17 protein-coding genes are annotated in these 16,752 nt (G+C 49.8%); 8 read left to right on the top strand and 9 right to left on the bottom strand.

Features of this window, described 5'->3' with window-relative positions:
• Positions 1-366: 366 nt before the first annotated feature.
• The 4 genes from ACFOMG_RS10735 to ACFOMG_RS10720 all read right to left on the bottom strand — a co-directional run bounded on the left by ACFOMG_RS10735 (position 367) and on the right by ACFOMG_RS10720 (position 3,898).
• On the bottom strand, positions 367-1,296 hold the full coding sequence (locus ACFOMG_RS10735; RefSeq protein WP_376866569.1) for a DNA-methyltransferase: 930 nt from the start codon (positions 1,294-1,296) through the stop codon (positions 367-369).
• 2 nt (positions 1,297-1,298) lie between these two features.
• The gene (locus tag ACFOMG_RS10730; protein ID WP_376866568.1) at positions 1,299-2,066 is read right to left on the bottom strand and encodes a hypothetical protein; all 768 of its coding nucleotides are present in this window, start codon (positions 2,064-2,066) and stop codon (positions 1,299-1,301) included.
• Between the two features lie 129 nt (positions 2,067-2,195).
• Positions 2,196-2,633, bottom strand: coding sequence for a GyrI-like domain-containing protein (locus ACFOMG_RS10725; RefSeq protein WP_200367946.1), 438 nt, complete (start codon positions 2,631-2,633; stop codon positions 2,196-2,198).
• Positions 2,634-3,103: 470 nt separating this feature from the next.
• Entirely contained in the window at positions 3,104-3,898 is a 795-nt protein-coding gene (locus ACFOMG_RS10720; RefSeq protein WP_376866567.1) for a hypothetical protein, read from the bottom strand.
• Between the two features lie 181 nt (positions 3,899-4,079).
• Between ACFOMG_RS10720 and ACFOMG_RS10715 the strand changes: the two genes are divergently transcribed.
• Both ACFOMG_RS10715 and ACFOMG_RS10710 read left to right on the top strand, forming a co-directional pair.
• A complete protein-coding gene (locus ACFOMG_RS10715) occupies positions 4,080-6,104 on the top strand; it encodes an oxidoreductase (protein WP_376866566.1) in 2,025 nt (674 codons plus the stop codon).
• Between the two features lie 164 nt (positions 6,105-6,268).
• Positions 6,269-7,207, top strand: coding sequence for a LysR family transcriptional regulator (locus ACFOMG_RS10710; protein ID WP_376866564.1), 939 nt, complete (start codon positions 6,269-6,271; stop codon positions 7,205-7,207).
• An 11-nt stretch (positions 7,208-7,218) separates the two neighbouring features.
• On the opposite strand, the gene ACFOMG_RS10705 is transcribed toward ACFOMG_RS10710, so the two are convergent.
• Complete coding sequence (locus ACFOMG_RS10705; protein ID WP_376866563.1) at positions 7,219-8,115, bottom strand: CLCA_X family protein; 897 nt, start codon at positions 8,113-8,115, stop codon at positions 7,219-7,221.
• 192 nt (positions 8,116-8,307) lie between these two features.
• On the opposite strand from ACFOMG_RS10705, the gene ACFOMG_RS10700 reads away from it, so the two are divergent.
• Together ACFOMG_RS10700 and ACFOMG_RS10695 are read left to right on the top strand one after the other, a co-directional pair.
• Entirely contained in the window at positions 8,308-8,916 is a 609-nt protein-coding gene (locus ACFOMG_RS10700; RefSeq protein ID WP_376866562.1) for a LysE family translocator, read from the top strand.
• Between the two features lie 68 nt (positions 8,917-8,984).
• The gene (locus ACFOMG_RS10695) at positions 8,985-9,353 is read left to right on the top strand and encodes a glutaredoxin family protein (protein ID WP_376866560.1); all 369 of its coding nucleotides are present in this window, start codon (positions 8,985-8,987) and stop codon (positions 9,351-9,353) included.
• A gap of 133 nt (positions 9,354-9,486) precedes the next feature.
• Here ACFOMG_RS10695 and ACFOMG_RS10690 read toward each other — a convergent pair whose 3' ends face one another.
• Entirely contained in the window at positions 9,487-10,140 is a 654-nt protein-coding gene (locus ACFOMG_RS10690) for a TetR/AcrR family transcriptional regulator (RefSeq protein WP_376866559.1), read from the bottom strand.
• A 195-nt stretch (positions 10,141-10,335) separates the two neighbouring features.
• On the opposite strand from ACFOMG_RS10690, the gene ACFOMG_RS10685 reads away from it, so the two are divergent.
• From ACFOMG_RS10685 to ACFOMG_RS10675, 3 genes are read left to right on the top strand one after another with little or no spacing between them, the layout of a single operon-like run.
• The gene (locus ACFOMG_RS10685; RefSeq protein WP_376866557.1) at positions 10,336-11,778 is read left to right on the top strand and encodes a coniferyl aldehyde dehydrogenase; all 1,443 of its coding nucleotides are present in this window, start codon (positions 10,336-10,338) and stop codon (positions 11,776-11,778) included.
• A gap of 42 nt (positions 11,779-11,820) precedes the next feature.
• The gene (locus tag ACFOMG_RS10680) at positions 11,821-12,369 is read left to right on the top strand and encodes a twin-arginine translocation signal domain-containing protein (RefSeq protein ID WP_376866556.1); all 549 of its coding nucleotides are present in this window, start codon (positions 11,821-11,823) and stop codon (positions 12,367-12,369) included.
• Positions 12,370-12,422: 53 nt separating this feature from the next.
• Positions 12,423-14,060, top strand: coding sequence for a GMC family oxidoreductase (locus ACFOMG_RS10675; RefSeq protein WP_376866555.1), 1,638 nt, complete (start codon positions 12,423-12,425; stop codon positions 14,058-14,060).
• Positions 14,061-14,113: 53 nt separating this feature from the next.
• Here the strand turns inward: ACFOMG_RS10675 and ACFOMG_RS10670 are convergent, their stop codons facing one another.
• From ACFOMG_RS10670 to ACFOMG_RS10660, 3 genes are read right to left on the bottom strand one after another with little or no spacing between them, the layout of a single operon-like run.
• Positions 14,114-15,127 (bottom strand): type II toxin-antitoxin system HipA family toxin, encoded by a 1,014-nt coding sequence (locus ACFOMG_RS10670; protein WP_376866554.1) that lies wholly within the window; start codon positions 15,125-15,127, stop codon positions 14,114-14,116.
• Entirely contained in the window at positions 15,120-15,446 is a 327-nt protein-coding gene (locus tag ACFOMG_RS10665) for a HipA N-terminal domain-containing protein (protein ID WP_376866553.1), read from the bottom strand. The genes ACFOMG_RS10670 and ACFOMG_RS10665 overlap by 8 nt, the downstream gene beginning before the upstream one ends.
• Positions 15,447-15,452: 6 nt before the next feature.
• A complete protein-coding gene (locus ACFOMG_RS10660) occupies positions 15,453-15,764 on the bottom strand; it encodes a hypothetical protein (RefSeq protein ID WP_376866551.1) in 312 nt (103 codons plus the stop codon).
• A 525-nt stretch (positions 15,765-16,289) separates the two neighbouring features.
• On the opposite strand from ACFOMG_RS10660, the gene ACFOMG_RS10655 reads away from it, so the two are divergent.
• Positions 16,290-16,752, top strand: a 463-nt coding sequence (locus tag ACFOMG_RS10655; RefSeq protein ID WP_376866637.1) for an IS110 family transposase, incomplete at its 3' end; no start/stop codon positions are given.

Below are 16,752 nucleotides of genomic sequence, written 5' to 3'. Positions count from 1 at the left end.
GGTTCCACGACTCGATTTTTCGACTTAACGCCGCGCTCTGCGGCAAATTTGGAGCGCAGCGGAAAATTTGTCCGACAGCAGCGCCTTGTTATACGCTTGCTTTCGGTGATTGCCATGAGTATTCGATATCATTTACTAAAGATTGATAATTCACTTCATCTAGAAGTGAATGATTTTTCACTTTTTTTAGCAGCTGGTGATTCTTTGAATTTTCATTAACTTGAGCATACCCAATGTAGAATTTGAAATTTTCTCTTGGCAATGGTCTTGGCGCTATAAATCTTTCATTCGAAGAGTGGTTCACAGAGAATTGAGAAAGCAAATCTTTTATCTTTGCTCGATTAGTTTGTATCTTCATATATATCATTAAAAAAGCTCGTCCTGCTTGCTTTTTGATTCACCTTTAGCTTCTAGAAGCACTCCATACTTTTCTTTGACAGCTTTAGTAAAAACATCAATCGCATTCTCATGATTTTTTAAAAACCAATTTATATGATTGGCTAGATATTCATCGCGAATCTCAGGCTTTCTAAGGTCATTAGGTACGCGCTCCATTCTTGGGTCTACACTATCAAACCCATTAAATGGCTCTGACAATCTTGCTTTTGTCATTTCAACGTATTCTGGATTTAATTCAAAACCAACACCTTTTCTCCCTAGCTGCTGACAAACTCGTAAGGTAGTACCACTACCTGAAAATGGATCAAGGACTGTATCGCCTCTATCACTAGAAGCCAAAATCATTCTTTCGATAAGACCTTCAGGCTTCTGTGTTGGGTGATTCTGCCTGTTTGGGTTACTGTAGTGGACATGTGAAAATTTCCAAACATCACCAGGGTTCGCGCCCCTCATATTGTTTCTAGCCCTATAGTATTTTTGGGGCACCCTTACATCATCAAGATTGAACTTGAAGTTTTTAGTTTTATTAAAAACCAAAATATCGTCATGACGGGGAGAAAATCCTTTCGTTTTTCCCAAGCCCTGAGTGTAATGCCAAACAACCCAGCTATTGAAGAATAGCTCTTGCTCCCTATCTAAAATGTCATAGAGATATGAAATGAATCTCACACCCATAAACACATACATTGAACCATCATCTTTTAAAACTCTTTTGGCCTCGGATGTCCACTGCCTTGTAAATTCTAGGTAATCATCGAAGCCCTTTAGATCATGGTTATTGCCGTAGTCCTTGCCTAGATTATATGGCGGGTCAGCAACTATTAGATTTATTGAGCTATCTGGAAGCTCTTTAAGCAAACTGATCGCGTCGCCGCATTTAATTTCAATACCACTCATTATTACTTAATCCAGTTATTTTGCTGTGCGTATTCAAGCCATTGCCCATAGCCTTTTTTAGAAGCGATAAACTTCTTATCTAGAAGCTGGCAAAACTCCCAAGTAGTTCTTTTTACGATGGTAACGTAATGAATATCCCTAACCTGAATTTGACCTGTGCCAAGTGCTGGATTATAGCTAATATCGCTATCAGATAAGTATTTAAGGTCGTAAGCATTAAAATCCACAACCTCCATAACACCCATCATCATTTTAGTCTCTTCATCGCGGGCGCTGAATACCCTATGCTTAATTGAAAGAATGATGAATATGAAATCAGGGTCTTTGACGTACGCAGATCGTATCCTCGCGTATGAAGTGATGTTAGGCGATTTCCCGCTTCCTTCTATATCTTTGGATGTGGCTTTGACATCTACGTGACCAGTCACAGCACTACTTCGCTTTCGGGTCTTTTTGAATTGAAGAATTACGTCAGCCATGTTTAGGCGCTCACCGGCCTCGACATTTATCAGATCGTACTTGTTCTCCCCATCCTCCAAGGACTCTGTGAATATTTCAAATGCCCATGCTTCTACAAATGGTCCTGCAATTTTATTGACATTCTCCATGGGAATGCCAAGTTTTAGATTTGTATTTATTTCGATTCTGTTTTTTCCCGTATCCATGGCCTCTTTCATTATTGACTCAATAGATGACACAACAAATTCTGAACACTCTTGATAATCGTCAGATTCAACGGGTTTTTTTAGATCGTGACTTTCGTATGTCATATTATTCCTGATTTTCAAGTTGTACTTCGAGTTTTGGATTGCGTATAACGCCGCCAACACGCGCAGCTTTGTAGTGGAGGCGAAGCCGCAACGGAAAAGCTGTCGCTGTGATTGGCCTTGTTATGAAATCTACTTGATAGCGATGTATATCTGGATTTCGCTATCACTTTTGTACAGCTCAAAGTCAGTAGTATAAGCACGAACATATTCTGGCTCGCCTGAACTAAAGTACCGCCAGATCTCCGACCAAGTATCTATAACAGCCTGTGGCAGGCTCCCCTTTCCTTCAAAAACCAAATATTTCCCTGCCTGAATCGTGACAGAGTCAACGCCACCTTCAAACATATCAGAACCGGCTACCACATCAAATTCACCGGTGAAATCTGACTCATAGTTGCAGTAAACACCAAAAACTCTCGCTTCTCTTTTCAGCTTTGGAGCAATATCGCCATAAAAATGCTGCCAAAGCCCCGATATTTTTGATGAATCAGGGTTCATCTCATCAGCGTTCTTTGTGCGAACTTTGATCCCATTTACGGTTTCTTCTTCTATCTGAACAACCTTCACGATTCGGTCTCCTAGATTTCATAACAGCTTATTCGTGTGCACGCCTGATATTCTGGCGAGATTCTTTCGAGATTGGTCGTGTAACTAACTGATTTCATTGAGAAACCTTCCTTAGCAAGACAACTCCTTTCCAGAAAAGCGTGCGCGCACACTATTTCGGCTACGGGATGCCTACTATCTTGTAAACCACGTCCGTAAACCACTGATTTCTTTAATGTTTAAATTATCACCGCCTGAATTAACAGGCAAGCACGAAAACAAAGCGTGCCCGCTTTCCTGAAAACACCGGAATTAGGCTGTTTATACAAACAGTCAGCGACCAATCAAAGCACTGATCCGGGAGGTTAGGCATCTTGCTGGTTGTTCAGCTGCTCTCTGACTTCCATCAGCGCAAACCCTAAAAGATTAAGGCCCTTCCAGGTGTTTGGATCTTCATACTGATAATCCATGATCTGTCAGACAATAATCCCTCAGGCCAGCTTCAGCTGTGAATGCGCCTGGCAACAATCGTCGTGATAACGAATCACCGGCTCCTGAGCAAAGTCCCGGCCGATGGCTTCAACAAAGTTAACCACCGCATAACGGCTGGCCGCCTGGCGGTACATATCATCCCATTGCCGGTATTCATCGGTTTGGCACATCAGCGGGCTGCGCACGCGGATGGTTTTGATTTTCATACGGAAGGGTTTTGGCGTTAAACGAGCACGATAACACTGCTGCTTACGCGACAGTTTCGTATAGAGCCAGTCAACATTCAGTCTGGCCATGATTCTGGCACTGCTGGCCGCCGTTGGATCGAGATATTGCCGGCCAATCACCCGGATACCTTTCGCCGTTTCATAAATCCGGAAGTCTGTACCCAGCTGCGGAAACTTTTTCGCAACATCGGTAAAGTGCCGCGCCATACGTTGTTTTGGCGTCAGTTTATGCAGACCTTTAAAAAAGTCGAACAGGCCATAACGCACGTGATCGATATCGTAAAAGGTATACTGGCTGCTGTTCAGAATTTTAGCGCCGTATCGACACACGCTGACCACATTCTGATCGTCGAGTTGTTCGCTGATAAACTCTTTAATGGCCGTTTCGTATTGCTGTTTTTCTTCACCGCTGGCGATACGTTGCTCAATCAGGCGTGCCTGTTGTTCTGCCTCACGTAACGCATCCTGTTCAGACACTGCGGAACCCGTCAGCAGACGGATTTCCTTATCACGGCCGGCCACCCGGATGTGGTGCTTACTTTCTGACCAATAACGGTAAAACTTCATGCTGATTTCCTGTCTGCGGAGGGTCGTCGCAGGTTGTACCACATCCATACACGAATAACAGCCGGCTAAGGACCGTTCCAAACACCCTTCCTTAACAAATGATAAGGCGCGATGATTTGTTCCCTGCGATACTCAAGCCATAACGATAACGACCCACAACCGTTACAACGATGAGAGCACTATGACAAATCCACATTATCCCAAGCTGCTGGAGCCCCTGGATTTAGGCTTCACCACCCTGAAAAACCGCGTATTAATGGGCTCCATGCACACCGGTCTGGAAGAAGAAAAAAACGGCCTGGAAAGAATGGCGGCGTTTTTTGCTGAACGTGCCCGCGGTGGCGTCAGCCTGATTGTCACCGGTGGTTTTGGCCCCAGCGCCCATGCCGCGACCCATCCGCAAACCAATATCATCGACAGCGAAGAACACGCCAAAGAACACCGCGTGATTACCGATGCAGTACACGCCGAAGACGGCAAAATCTGTATGCAGATTCTGCACACCGGCCGTTATGCCTTTAACCCCAACGCGGTGGCTCCGTCGGCGATTCAGGCGCCGATTAATCCGTTTAAGCCACGTGAACTGCCCGCGGATGACATCGACAACGAAATTAACGACATCGTACAGCTGGCAAAATACGCCCAGATCGGCGGTTACGACGGCGTCGAAATTATGGGTTCGGAAGGTTATTTTATTAACCAGTTTCTGGCGCAACGCACCAACCAGCGTGACGACGCCTGGGGTGGCGAATATGAAAACCGCATGCGCTTAGCGGTGGAGGTGGTACGCCGCACCCGCGAAGCCGTGGGTGAACACTTTATTATTATTTACCGTTTATCCATGCTCGACCTGGTAGAAGGTGGCAGCACTTATGAAGAAGCGCTGGCGCTGGGTAAAGCCATCGAGCAGGCCGGTGCCACTATTATTAACACTGGCATCGGCTGGCACGAAGCGCGAATCCCTACCATTGCCACCAAGGTACCGCGTGCGGCGTTTACCTGGGTAACGGCAAAATTCCGCGATCAGCTGAGCATTCCGGTAATTACTTCAAACCGTATTAACACCCCGGAAGTGGCGGAAGAAGTATTGCAGCGTGGCGATGCCGATATGGTCTCGATGGCGCGCCCATTCCTGGCCGACCCGTTGTTTGTGCAAAAAGCCGAGCAGGGGCGCGCCGACGAAATTAATACCTGCATTGGTTGTAACCAGGCCTGTCTCGACCATGTCTTCAGCGGTAAGTTAACCTCGTGTCTGGTCAATCCGCGCGCCTGCCATGAAACCGAAATGATCATGACCGATGCCGCACAGCCGAAAAAAATTGCCGTCATTGGTGCCGGTCCGGCGGGGCTGGCGTTTTCCACCACCGCCGCTGAACGCGGTCATGACGTTACTCTGTTTGATGCCGCCAGCGACATTGGTGGTCAGTTTAATGTGGCCAAACAGGTTCCGGGTAAAGAGGAGTTTTATGAAACCCTGCGTTATTTCAAAAAACAAATTGAATTAACCGGCGTTAAACTGGAACTCAACAGCCCGATTTCGGTGGAGCAATTAAACGCCAGTGATTTCGACGAGGTGATTCTCGCCACCGGTATTAATCCACGCACGCCGGATATCGAAGGTATCGATCACGATAAAGTACTGAGCTACCTGGATGTATTACGCGATAAAAAACCGGTGGGTATAAACGTCGCAGTAATTGGCGCCGGCGGTATTGGTTTTGACGTGTCTGAATATCTGGCACACTCCGGTGAAGCCACCAGCCAGAATATCCCGGCCTTTATGAAAGAATGGGGCGTCGATATGACGCTGGCCGCGCGCGGCGGTATCGAAGGTGTCGAGGCCCAGCCAGGTGCCAGCGAACGTAATATTTATCTGCTGCAACGTAAAACCTCCAAGGTCGGTGGCAAGCTGGGTAAAACCACAGGCTGGATTCACCGTACCGGCCTGAAAAATAAAGGCGTACAGATGATCCCTGGGTGTGAATACCTCAAAATCGACGATCAGGGTCTGCATATTCGGGTTGGCGAGGAAGTGAAAGTGCTGGAAGTGGATAACGTGGTGATCTGCGCCGGTCAGGACCCTGCCCGTGCATTAACCGAAGGCCTGGAGAAGTCGTATCACTTAATTGGTGGTGCTGACGTCGCAGCGGAACTGGATGCCAAACGTGCGATTGATCAGGGAACACGCTTAGCGCTTTCGCTATAAACCGCTGTAAGCCACTATAAACCGCTGTAAGTCGCTGGGGTTGCCAATAAAAAAGCAGCCCCATCGGCAGGTTTCAGTGTTAAGACACCCGCAGCTTACTGAACTGCCGCAGCGAACACCAGCCTGCTAAAATAGCCCCATCCCCCCGATCTGAGAAGCTGTGTGTGGAACGTTTAAATCTGAATTTATTACGCGCCCTGGTGGTGCTGCTGGAATGCCGCAGCGTCACCCAGGCGGCCAGCCGTTTACACCTGACACAATCGGCGATGAGCCGCCAGCTCAGCCAGCTGCGCGATTTTTTTGCCGACCCACTACTGATCCGCGAACAAAATGACTACCTGCTCAGCGCCCGGGCAAAACAGTTATTGCCCAAGGTTCAGGCCATTCTCAATGACGTCGACACCCTGAAAGACGATGAATTCCGCCCGGACACCTGCCAGCGCCGTTTCAGTTTCGCCTGCACCGATTATGTCGCCCAGTTTATTTTCCCCGGCGTGCTGCAACGGTTAAAACAACAGGCCCCCGGCATCGACCTGGTGTATCACGTCTGGAAACCGGAGCAATTACCCCAACTGGGACAGCTGCCACTGGATTTTGTTTCCACCACCATCGCCGAATTACCCGCCGGGTTAAACGGTATTTATCTCGGCCAGGACGATTCCGTATGCCTGATGGTCAGCGACCACCCGCTAACCCGGCAACCGACGATCAGTGCCGATGCCTTGTGCCGCTACAACTTTGTCAAATTAAACAGCGGCGGCGATAAAGATTCGTTTTTTGATAAACAGCTGGAGCAACAAGGTCTCAGCCGCCGCATTGTGTTTGAGGTGCCGTTTTTTTCCGCCGCCTTTGCGGCGGTAGCCAGCAGTGATTATCTGATGATTGTGCCGGAACACATCGCTCATACCGCCAGCCAACATTTTCCGCTGGCCTATAACGCGTTGCCGCAAACCGGCCCGGCCAATCGTTATCATTTATGCTGGCATAACAGCCATGAACAGGACCCGGCACACAGCTGGCTGCGTAACAGCATTGCCGATGAAATCACCTCGTCGATGTATTCACCCATGTCGCGCGCCAATAAACCCGGCCCCGGGCAATAACCTCAATGCTTTTAACCACTGGCCGCCAGTGCCTGACACAGACCGGTAAAATAATGAGCAAAGGCGGCGTTAATGCGCAGCCGTTGTTGCCCTTGTGGGTATAACCCGAATTTCGCTTCCGCGGATTGCTTACTGCCCGCCACCAGAAAATTATTTTTAATGCTGCCGTCCTGAATAAAGGCTTCAAACGCCCGGGCACATATTTCTTCCGGCTGGCTGTAATAACGGCTGCCATTGGCTTTATCGGCGGCCAGCGATTGCTGCAACAAAGTCGATGGGCCGGAGCCATCGTCACTGATTAAAATCGCCTGATAACAGGCCTGTAAGCGCTGGTTAAGCGGGTGTTCGCGGGTCTCGGCATCCTCGACCCACAGCCGCGACGCAAACCGTGGCCCAGCTGCCAGCGGCTGATCAACGAACAGTTTATCGGCCACATAATGATCAAAGGCGTGAAACCATTCATGGGCAATGCTGCCCGGCCCGGCATTTTTTGCCAGTGCGAAAGTGCGCTGCAACGGCGAGTAGTGAGCGGCCACTCCGGGGCGGCCACCGGTACCGTATTGCAGCCCAAGCGTGGAACGTAATGAAATCAGCTGGCGGCGTATTTTCAGTACTTTTGGGGTGGCAAACCCCGGCCCCATTAATAACTGGCTAAGGTCACACAGCGCATCAAAAAACAGCGCCGCGGCTTTTTCCTGCTCACGGTTGCTGACCCAGCGGCCAATATCTACCGAGCGAAAACCAAACAGCTGGCGAATAGTGAGAAAATCGGGAATCACACCACCCAGCAGCTGCTGGTGATCGGGACCGCGGCGATAGAACTCTCTCCCGGAAAAATCGCGCCTGGAAGAATCGCCCCGGGAAACCCCGCTGCCAGACCGCTGTGAAGAACCCGATGACTCCGCCATAGCTACCTTTTTTGTTTGATCGTTTGCGCCCGTCGTCACGCCGGGAAGCGACTATTTTAACCGCTATGCAATTCCGTCATAAGGGTTATCGCGAGGTTTCATTTCCGCAGCGGCCGGGCTGCACCTACCATAGCCTTTAACCGCAGCAATCCCCTATTATTCTGTGCACAAAGGTTCACAAGGTTTATGGTCATGACTCTGACAAACTGGTTATCTCTGGTGGCGATCTGCATTCTGGGTGCCTTATCACCCGGCCCCAGTCTGGCCGTGGTGTTAAAACAGAGCATGAACAACGATGCCAGCCACGGCATGGTAGCCGGTATCAGCCATGCACTGGGCGTGGCCTTGTGGGCGTTGCTGACCATCTTTGGCCTGGGTGTGCTGGTAAGTGAGTCACCACTTACATTCAGTATTCTGACCTATGCCGGTGCGGCCTATCTGGCGTGGATGGGGATTCAGGCGTTACGCGCTGGGCGCAGCCAGATCAAACCACTGACCAGCGGCCACAGCGCCTACCTGGAAGCCGCCCGCGACGGCCTGATGATTTCGCTACTGAATCCGAAACTGGCCATCTTTTTTCTGGCGTTGTTCTCGCAGTTTATTTCCACCGACCACACTCCAACCGATCAGCTGATCATGGTCAGCACCGTGACACTGATTGATGCCTGCTGGTACGTACTGGTTGCACTGGTATTAAGCCGTATGGGGTTGCTGGCGGTATTGTCGCGTCACTCACAACGGATTAATCAGATCACCGGGGTGATTTTTATCGCTCTGGCGGTGCGGGTGGTTACCCTGTAAGCCAACAAGACCTGACGAAGCCGCGCTGCTACAATCGCGGCTTTTCAGCGAGACCTCAGGTTTATCTTATGTTGTTAAAGATTACCCGTAATGTATTGGGCTACAGTATCGCCGGCCTGGATCTGATCAGCCGCGGCAAGGGTCAGCAGCGACCCGCCGCCGAACAAGCGGATGTCGATGCACAAACCGCCAATATGGCGTTGTATCAGTTCACCGCCTGCCCGTTCTGTATCAAAACCCGCCGTGCCATTCACCGCCTCGGTCTGACCATCGAAAAACGTAACGCGATGAATAACGCCAGCGCCCGCCGCGAGCTGGAGCAACAGGGCGGTAAAATCAAAGTACCGTGCTTACGTATCACTGAAGCGGGTAAAGACGATATCTGGATGTACGAGTCCGGTGATATCATTGCGTATCTGCAGCAACGCTTTGGCTGATTTCGTCATCGGCGCATTCCGGCATTTCCGGATAGCACTGCGCTTATCCGGCCTACGGGATTAAATAATGTCTGGAAAATGAATCGTTGTAGGGTGGGCAAGCGAAGCGCCCCCCACCAATAATCGAATCAAACTAGGATAACCAATCCGGCTTCGGCGACAACTGTTGCTGCAGCCGGAGAATTTCAGCGCGGTAATCGTCGGTCAGGAACGGCCGTTCCAGCGCAAAGATCTGATAGATGCCGCCCCATAACATCTCCAGCGTAATATCCTGCTGATTTTCTTCCATCAGGTTACAACGCAAAAACGAGAACCAGCTGGTCACCACAATCCAGGTGTTTAACGCCAGTGCATCGACGTCATCATCGTTCAGTTCAATCATGCCTACCGCCCGCAAGCCACGATAAATTTTCCGCACCTGTTCCAGACACAGCTGAAAAAACTCACGGTACCGCGCGTGCAAAGCGTCATCAGCGTTCAGCAGATGTTCCATATCACGATGCATAAAGCGGTATTGCCACAGACCGGTAAACACATCTTTCAGATAATTCACTTTATCGGCTGCGGTCAGTGGCCGGTCGTCGGGTACGCTGAGGTACTCCAGCACCCGGGTTTCATAGGCCAGAAACAACTCAAAAATAATCGCCTGCTTGTTTTTGAAGTGGTAATACAAATTGCCCGGAGAAATATTCAGATGCGCGGCGATGTGATTAGTGGTCACTGCCCGCTCCCCCTGATCATTAAACAGGGTCAGGGCGGCTTCCAGGATTCGCTGTTTGGTACTCATTCAGGTTCTCGGGCTCCGGGGTCAACAGGCGCGCGGACTATAACATGTAACCCGGCGCGCGTTTAAACAGGCCAATTTGTATTCCGCTGCGGCCATTGTGCACTCTGCCTGTTGACGTTTTAGAGTAATAGCTCTAATAATGCAAACTCATCAGAAAAAAAACTGACCAGCCAAGCGTCAGCCGAGGAGCCCAACATGGTCGCGACTGTTACTGATATCCACCAGGCCCATGCCGAACTGGAACGCATGACCTCCCTGTTTCGCCAGCAGAAGCAAGCCTTCCGTGCCAATCCGATGCCCAGCGCCGATGAGCGTATCAGCCAGCTGAACGCACTGAAAAAAGCCCTGCTGCAGCACCAGGACGCATTGGCCGAAGCCGTATATCAGGACTTCAGCTGCCGCTCCAGAGATGAAACCAAAATTGCCGAAATCATGACCACGGCGGAAGGCATCAACTACGCCAAGGCCCGTCTGCGGCGCTGGATGAAGCCGGAAAAACGCCATGTTGCCATGTTGCATGCGCCCTCTGGAAACCAGGTGATGTATCAGCCACTGGGCGTGGTAGGCATCATGGTGCCTTGGAATTACCCGATCCAGCTGGCACTGGTGCCATTGATGACGGCGCTGGCAGCCGGTAACCGTGCCATGATCAAAATGTCGGAATTCACCCCGAATACCAACAGCGCGCTGAAAACCCTGCTGGCGGAAGTGTTCGACGAAACTCAGGTAGCGCTGGTAGAAGGTGAAGTGGAAGTCTCTTCAGCCTTTTCCGAGCTGGCCTGGGACCACCTGGTATTCACCGGCTCCACTGCGGTCGGCAAAATTGTCATGGCGGCCGCGGCAAAAAACCTGACACCGGTAACGCTGGAACTGGGCGGAAAGTCCCCCACCCTGATTGCTCCGGGGATGAATATCAAAGATGCGGTTGAACGTATCGCCTTTGGTAAATCATTAAACGCCGGCCAGACCTGTATCGCACCTGACTACATCCTGCTGCCGGAAGGCAAGCAACAGGAGTTTATCGATGCCTACCAGGCCACCTTCGCCAAAATGTATCCCACGGTACGCGACAACGATAACTACACGGCGGTGGTTAACGAGCGCCAGCATCAGCGACTGCAGGCCTGGGTAAAAGACGCTGAAGAAAAAGGCGCCAGAATCACCGTGGTTAACCCGAAAAATGAAGATTTTTCCGGCACCCGGAAAATGCCGCTGCATATTGTCGAAAACGGCAGCGACGATATGCAGGTATTACAGCAGGAATTATTCGGCCCGATCTTACCCATCGTGACCTACAAATCGCTGGATGAAGCGATTGATTACATCAACGACCGGGACCGGCCACTGGCGCTGTATATTTTCAGTTACGATAAAAATGTGCAGGATAAAATCCTGACCCACACCCACGCCGGTGGTGTCAGCATTAACGATACCCTGATGCACATCGCCCAGGACGATATGCCATTTGGAGGCATTGGCCCGTCGGGCATGGGTCATTATCATGGCAAAGAAGGGTTTATTGCCTTATCAAAAGCCAAAGCGATTCATAAAAAAGGACGCTTTAACAGCGGCCGGTTTATTTATCCACCCTATGGCACCGCCATTCATAAATTAATTTATAAACTATTTATCCGTTAACTAACGGCTCCATAAAAATATAACGATAAAGAGACTACCTTCATGACAACTCAGGTTTCGCGCCGCGGTTTTATGAAACTCAGCGCAAGCAGCGCCGCCGTGTTATCCATGGGCTCCGGCCTGGCAATGATGACCGGCTGCTCCCGCCAACCCGACAGCAACGGTGGTTATACCTTTTTAACCGCCGACGACATTGAATTTGTTAATGCCATTGCGCCGGTCATTCTGCTTCAGGCTTATCCGGCGTCACTGACGCTGGAAGATGCCCAGCTACGGCTGACCAGAAAACTCGATGAATTAATTAATACCCTGCAACAATATTCCAAAGATCAGTTATCACAGCTATTTGGCATTATGAGTTCTGCACCACTGCGGCTGGCAGTCGGTGCTCCGGTGTCTGGCTGGAAAGGTGCGCCAGCGGCAGATATTGAAGCATTTCTCGACAGCTGGAAAAACAGCAGCCTGGCGATTAAAAACATGGGCTACGCCTCGTTATGTAAGCTGGTTACCATGTGCTGGTATTCTCAGCCGGAGTCATTTGTCGCATCCGGTTATCCGGGGCCGCCAAAGAAAATACCCATGCCCGCTTAACAGCTAGCTGTTAATGAAATGCTGTTAATAAAAGACTTACAGAGATAAGCAAGATGACTGAAAGAACACCTCCGATTCCGGTTGTAGCAGGCATTAATGATCCGATGCTGGAAGGCATGGCTGATGGCTGGCAGGTACATGACGCCGCCGACTTAAGCGATGGCAGCCGTCTGGACGCCGACGTTATTATTATTGGTACCGGTGCTGGTGGCGGCACCAGTGCCGAGATTCTGGCCGAAGCCGGTTTTAAAGTACTGATGCTGGAAGAAGGCCCGCTGCGTTCTACCAACGACTTTAAAATGGACGAGCGGGAAGCCTACCGCGATCTGTATCAGGAAAGTGCCGGCCGCATGAGTAAAGACGGCGCCATGTCGATCCTGCAGGGTCGCTGTGTCGGTGGCACCACCGTGATCAACTGGACCTCCTCATTCCGCACCCCGGACGAAACACTGAACTACTGGAGCGAGAATTTCGCCACCCAAGGCTTCAGCCCGGAAGAAATGGCCCCCTGGTTCGAACGTATGGAACAACGTTTAAACATCGCCGACTGGCAGGTGCCGCCGAACAAAAATAACGCCGTATTAAGCGAAGGTGCCACCAAACTGGGCATCGACTGGAAGGTCATTCCACGTAATGTTGCCGGTTGCTGGAACCTGGGGTATTGCGGCACCGGTTGCCCGACCAATGCCAAACAATCCATGCTGGTCACCACCATTCCCGGGGCATTAAAAAATAATTCTGAGCTGGTGTATTCTGCCCGGGCAGAAAAATTATTATTCGATGGCAAAAAAGTCAGCGGTGTGGAAATCACCGTCTTAGGCGAGGATAAAAACCCGACCGGCAGCAAACTGGTGGCACGTGCACCACACGTGATCATGGCGTGTGGTGGTATTAACGGCCCGGCGTTATTGATGCGCTCCAACGCACCAGACCCGAAAAACCGTGTTGGTAAACGTACCTTCCTGCACCCGGTAGCCTTTAACTTTGCCCGCTTCGAAGAAACCATCGACCCGTATTACGGTGCGCCACAATCTATTTATTCCGACGCTTTTCAGTGGCAAAGTGTGGATGGCCCGGTCGGCTATAAACTTGAAGTGCCACCACTGCAACCCGGCCTGGCCTCGGTATTATTACTGGGCCACGGCGCGCGTCATTTTGATGATATGCAGCACCTGCCGAACACCCACGCCATGATTGCGCTGATGCGCGATGGCTTCCACGCTGACAGCCAGGGCGGCGAAATTGAGCTGGCGTCTGACGGCTCCCCGATCGTTAATTATGAACTCAACGAATACCTGTGGGATGGCTTTAAACGCTCGTTCCTGACCATGTCTGAAATTGAGTTTGCCGCCGGAGCCAAAGCGGTGCGCTGCTCGCACCTCGACTCACCGTGGTTCACCAGCTGGGAAGAAGCCAAGGCTGGCATCGAGCAACTGGAATTCCGCCCTAACGCCTTTACCGCCGGTTCCGCCCATGTGATGGGTGGCCTGTGTATGGGTGAAGACCTGGACACCTGCGTGGTCAACTCCGAAGGTAAATACCACTACCTCGACAACCTGTGGGTATTCGACGGCTCGGCCTTCCCGACCAGCATCGGTGCTAACCCACAACTGTCGGTGTATGGCTTGGCCTGCAAACAGGCCAATGGTTTGGTTGAGAAGCTGCGCGCGGAAAAAGCGGCTAAAGCCTGACCTGTTAATATGCCCGAAAAAGCCGTTGATAATGTTAGTTACCAGCGGCTTTTTTATTTAAACTCAGTTTTACTCAATGCGCCTATCCGGCCCCGCACTAATTCTACAGCTCTTCTTTTCATCTCAATGGACATATAGCTTCCATTGATAAGTTCTACGATTGAACCCACCTCTGACTCCAGCTTCTGGATAAATTTAATGACTGGTTTTACAGATATTCCCAGGCGCTTTGCCAGAAGAACGAAGTCATAACCGGTATAGAATCCATAATGGTCGTGGGCCTTACTGAATTCTTCATCTCCGTCTTCTGGATCTAATAAAACTCCCAGAGCCAACTGGCTTAACCCGCCTTCCATTTCTTTATAAATATCGCAGAACAAGTTGTCATAACTTGGAGTCAGCCGGTCATAGAAGATTGTTGGGTTATCTTCCACACGCACCACACTGAGGTTTTTAAGGTGCAAATCACTATTACCAATCGCATACGCCATGATGACTCGCTTAACGTAATCGAGCACAACGGCTTTCTTGCCATTGGTAATTTCAAGCAACAACCGACCGGCTTCCTCGTATGTTTTGTCGTATTTGCCAACCCCAGGTTCACCGAAGCATTGCAGCAAATCTTCTTGATGCAATTTTCCGCCAGTCGTTTTATCGAACCTTTTGGTGATGTAGGCTAATTCATCATCGGCAAACGGAACCAGTCCGCATAGAGCAGTATCTATGCCCATATATTGGTGGATAACCATCGCCGTGTGCTCATTTTCTGCAGCATTTGGATACTGTTCCGGGCTGGGCTTAATAATATATTCACCGCCGGTACTGGTCGCGATCAATTTAGCGGAGTCATCCAGTTTTAATGACAGCTTTTGCTGAACACCTGAAATCGACATTTTCTCAACCAGCTTCACCGATTGCTGGAAAAAATCGCTGCGGGTGAAATCCAGACTTGGCTTTACAGCAACCGAACCCAACAAACCGATAACACTACGGTCGACGTAGCCTGGTTGCTTCTCTTTACCGGTTAAGGGTTTCAGCGTAATTTTACAGCGGCTGTTATTACTCATTGCCCTGCCCTTCTGGCAATACGGTTACAGCGCCAATCAGATCCTCACCATTCGCGAGCAATAACCCAAACACATCATTTTCATCGATATGCTGCTCTTTCGATTGCAGTTTTCGCATCCACCCCTCAGACACCAGGCCTGCAAAAAATACCGGTAGCTGATCATATTCAAATATTTCTGCTTGCAGTGGTATGCGGAACGATATCGGTGTCCCGCCCGCCAGATAGTCCCGCTCATAAGCAAACGTAAATCCAGCCTCTGTCTGCTCCAGCCTGCCGGCCAGGCGCCCATTAAAATAGACCCTCCCTGCTCTATTCATTCGTCATCACCCAATCCATACCTTTAGTCCCAAAGCATCCAGAACCTTCAGCAACTTATTGGTCTGAACCTTCAGATCACCATCGCTGTTCTCAATGCTGTTAACGACACTCAGTGCAACATCAGCCAGATCTGCCAGATCGCTACGAGAATCCATCCCCTGATTCTTCCTTGCGTGCGCTACAACGGCGCCCACCTCAGCCAGCGGCTTGAGGTTCTTTGCCTGGCTGGCCAGGGTTAATTCCTTCTTCTGCTGCTGATAGCGAGCAAGGGCTACGGCCAATATTTCTTCGGTACTGAGGTCTTCAATGTTCGCCATAACGGTTATTCCAAATAGTATTTACTACATTTAATCTACTTTTCACACATCCTAGCAAGAAAAGTATGTTTTTTCTAACATTCACCGTGTTTTACACAAAATATATACGTTCTTAATGGCTTTAATGTCGACTTTTTAACCAGACCTTCAAGCGAATGGATTGGTTGAGAAGACTAGGGGCTGAGAAAACGGCTGCTAAGCAAGCTTAATTGCACTCGGCTTTTTTGGTCGCTCCGACAAGCCACAATGGCCAACCTTTCCAATGTAAAGACATACTGTCATTACAACCAGTATGATTCACGAAAAGGCCTTATAACAGGCACGCTTTACTTTCAGGCTTGCCTGTATTCTCCACTGGTGATATTTTAAACATTAATAGAATCAACGGGTTGCAAGATAAGGTTTACAAGATAGTAGGCACACCGCAACTGAAATAGTGTGCACGCACGCTTTTCTGGAAGGGAATGATCTTGCTAAGGAAGGTTTCTTTATGAAATCAGTTAGTTGCTGTTACAAGCTCGATAGATTCTCGCCAGGNTTCATGGCAGCGATAGCAGAGGGAAATGCTTAATTCGTAAAAAGCTTCGACGTAATCAGTTGTTACCATTTATGGCTAAGTTACCTAGTTGCTTAGTTGGGATGGAGGCTTGTGGTGGTTCTCATTATTGGGCGAGGGAAATAAAACAGCTTGGCCATGATGTGAAATTAATACCGCCACAATTCGTGAAGCCTTACGTAAAAACGAATAAAACTGACGTTGCGGATGCAGAAGCAATCTGTGAGGCGGTTGATAGGCCAACAATGAGGTTTGTGCCAATCAAAAGCCCGGATCAGCAAGCAGTACTGCTTTTGCATCGAGAGCGGGAAGGGTTGATAAAGGAACGAACGGCAGTAATTAATCGTATACGCTCATCCTTTTCTGAATTCGGAGTGGCGATACCTGCAGGACCAAAGCGACTGAGGCAATGGTTGTCTGATTCGTACGGCG

Source organism: Bacterioplanoides pacificum, assembly GCF_042648445.1.
In the GTDB taxonomy this organism is placed as follows: Bacteria; Pseudomonadota; Gammaproteobacteria; order Pseudomonadales; family Oceanobacteraceae; genus Bacterioplanoides; species Bacterioplanoides pacificum.
Note: the sequence above shows the minus strand (reverse complement) of the source record. Positions and strands in the feature narration are given on the sequence as shown.

What these genes read in the sequence shown, in the direction of transcription:
- ACFOMG_RS10735 (WP_376866569.1), bottom strand. Translation starts at nt 1,296, where the DNA reads ATGAGTGGTATTGAAATTAAATGCGGCGACGCGATCAGTTTGCTTAAA.
- ACFOMG_RS10730 (WP_376866568.1), bottom strand. Translation starts at nt 2,066, where the DNA reads ATGACATACGAAAGTCACGATCTAAAAAAACCCGTTGAATCTGACGAT.
- ACFOMG_RS10720 (WP_376866567.1), bottom strand. Translation starts at nt 3,898, where the DNA reads ATGAAGTTTTACCGTTATTGGTCAGAAAGTAAGCACCACATCCGGGTG.
- ACFOMG_RS10715 (WP_376866566.1), top strand. Translation starts at nt 4,080, where the DNA reads ATGACAAATCCACATTATCCCAAGCTGCTGGAGCCCCTGGATTTAGGC.
- ACFOMG_RS10705 (WP_376866563.1), bottom strand. Translation starts at nt 8,115, where the DNA reads ATGGCGGAGTCATCGGGTTCTTCACAGCGGTCTGGCAGCGGGGTTTCC.
- ACFOMG_RS10700 (WP_376866562.1), top strand. Translation starts at nt 8,308, where the DNA reads ATGACTCTGACAAACTGGTTATCTCTGGTGGCGATCTGCATTCTGGGT.
- ACFOMG_RS10695 (WP_376866560.1), top strand. Translation starts at nt 8,985, where the DNA reads ATGTTGTTAAAGATTACCCGTAATGTATTGGGCTACAGTATCGCCGGC.
- ACFOMG_RS10690 (WP_376866559.1), bottom strand. Translation starts at nt 10,140, where the DNA reads ATGAGTACCAAACAGCGAATCCTGGAAGCCGCCCTGACCCTGTTTAAT.
- ACFOMG_RS10685 (WP_376866557.1), top strand. Translation starts at nt 10,336, where the DNA reads ATGGTCGCGACTGTTACTGATATCCACCAGGCCCATGCCGAACTGGAA.
- ACFOMG_RS10680 (WP_376866556.1), top strand. Translation starts at nt 11,821, where the DNA reads ATGACAACTCAGGTTTCGCGCCGCGGTTTTATGAAACTCAGCGCAAGC.
- ACFOMG_RS10675 (WP_376866555.1), top strand. Translation starts at nt 12,423, where the DNA reads ATGACTGAAAGAACACCTCCGATTCCGGTTGTAGCAGGCATTAATGAT.
- ACFOMG_RS10670 (WP_376866554.1), bottom strand. Translation starts at nt 15,127, where the DNA reads ATGAGTAATAACAGCCGCTGTAAAATTACGCTGAAACCCTTAACCGGT.
- ACFOMG_RS10665 (WP_376866553.1), bottom strand. Translation starts at nt 15,446, where the DNA reads ATGAATAGAGCAGGGAGGGTCTATTTTAATGGGCGCCTGGCCGGCAGG.
- ACFOMG_RS10660 (WP_376866551.1), bottom strand. Translation starts at nt 15,764, where the DNA reads ATGGCGAACATTGAAGACCTCAGTACCGAAGAAATATTGGCCGTAGCC.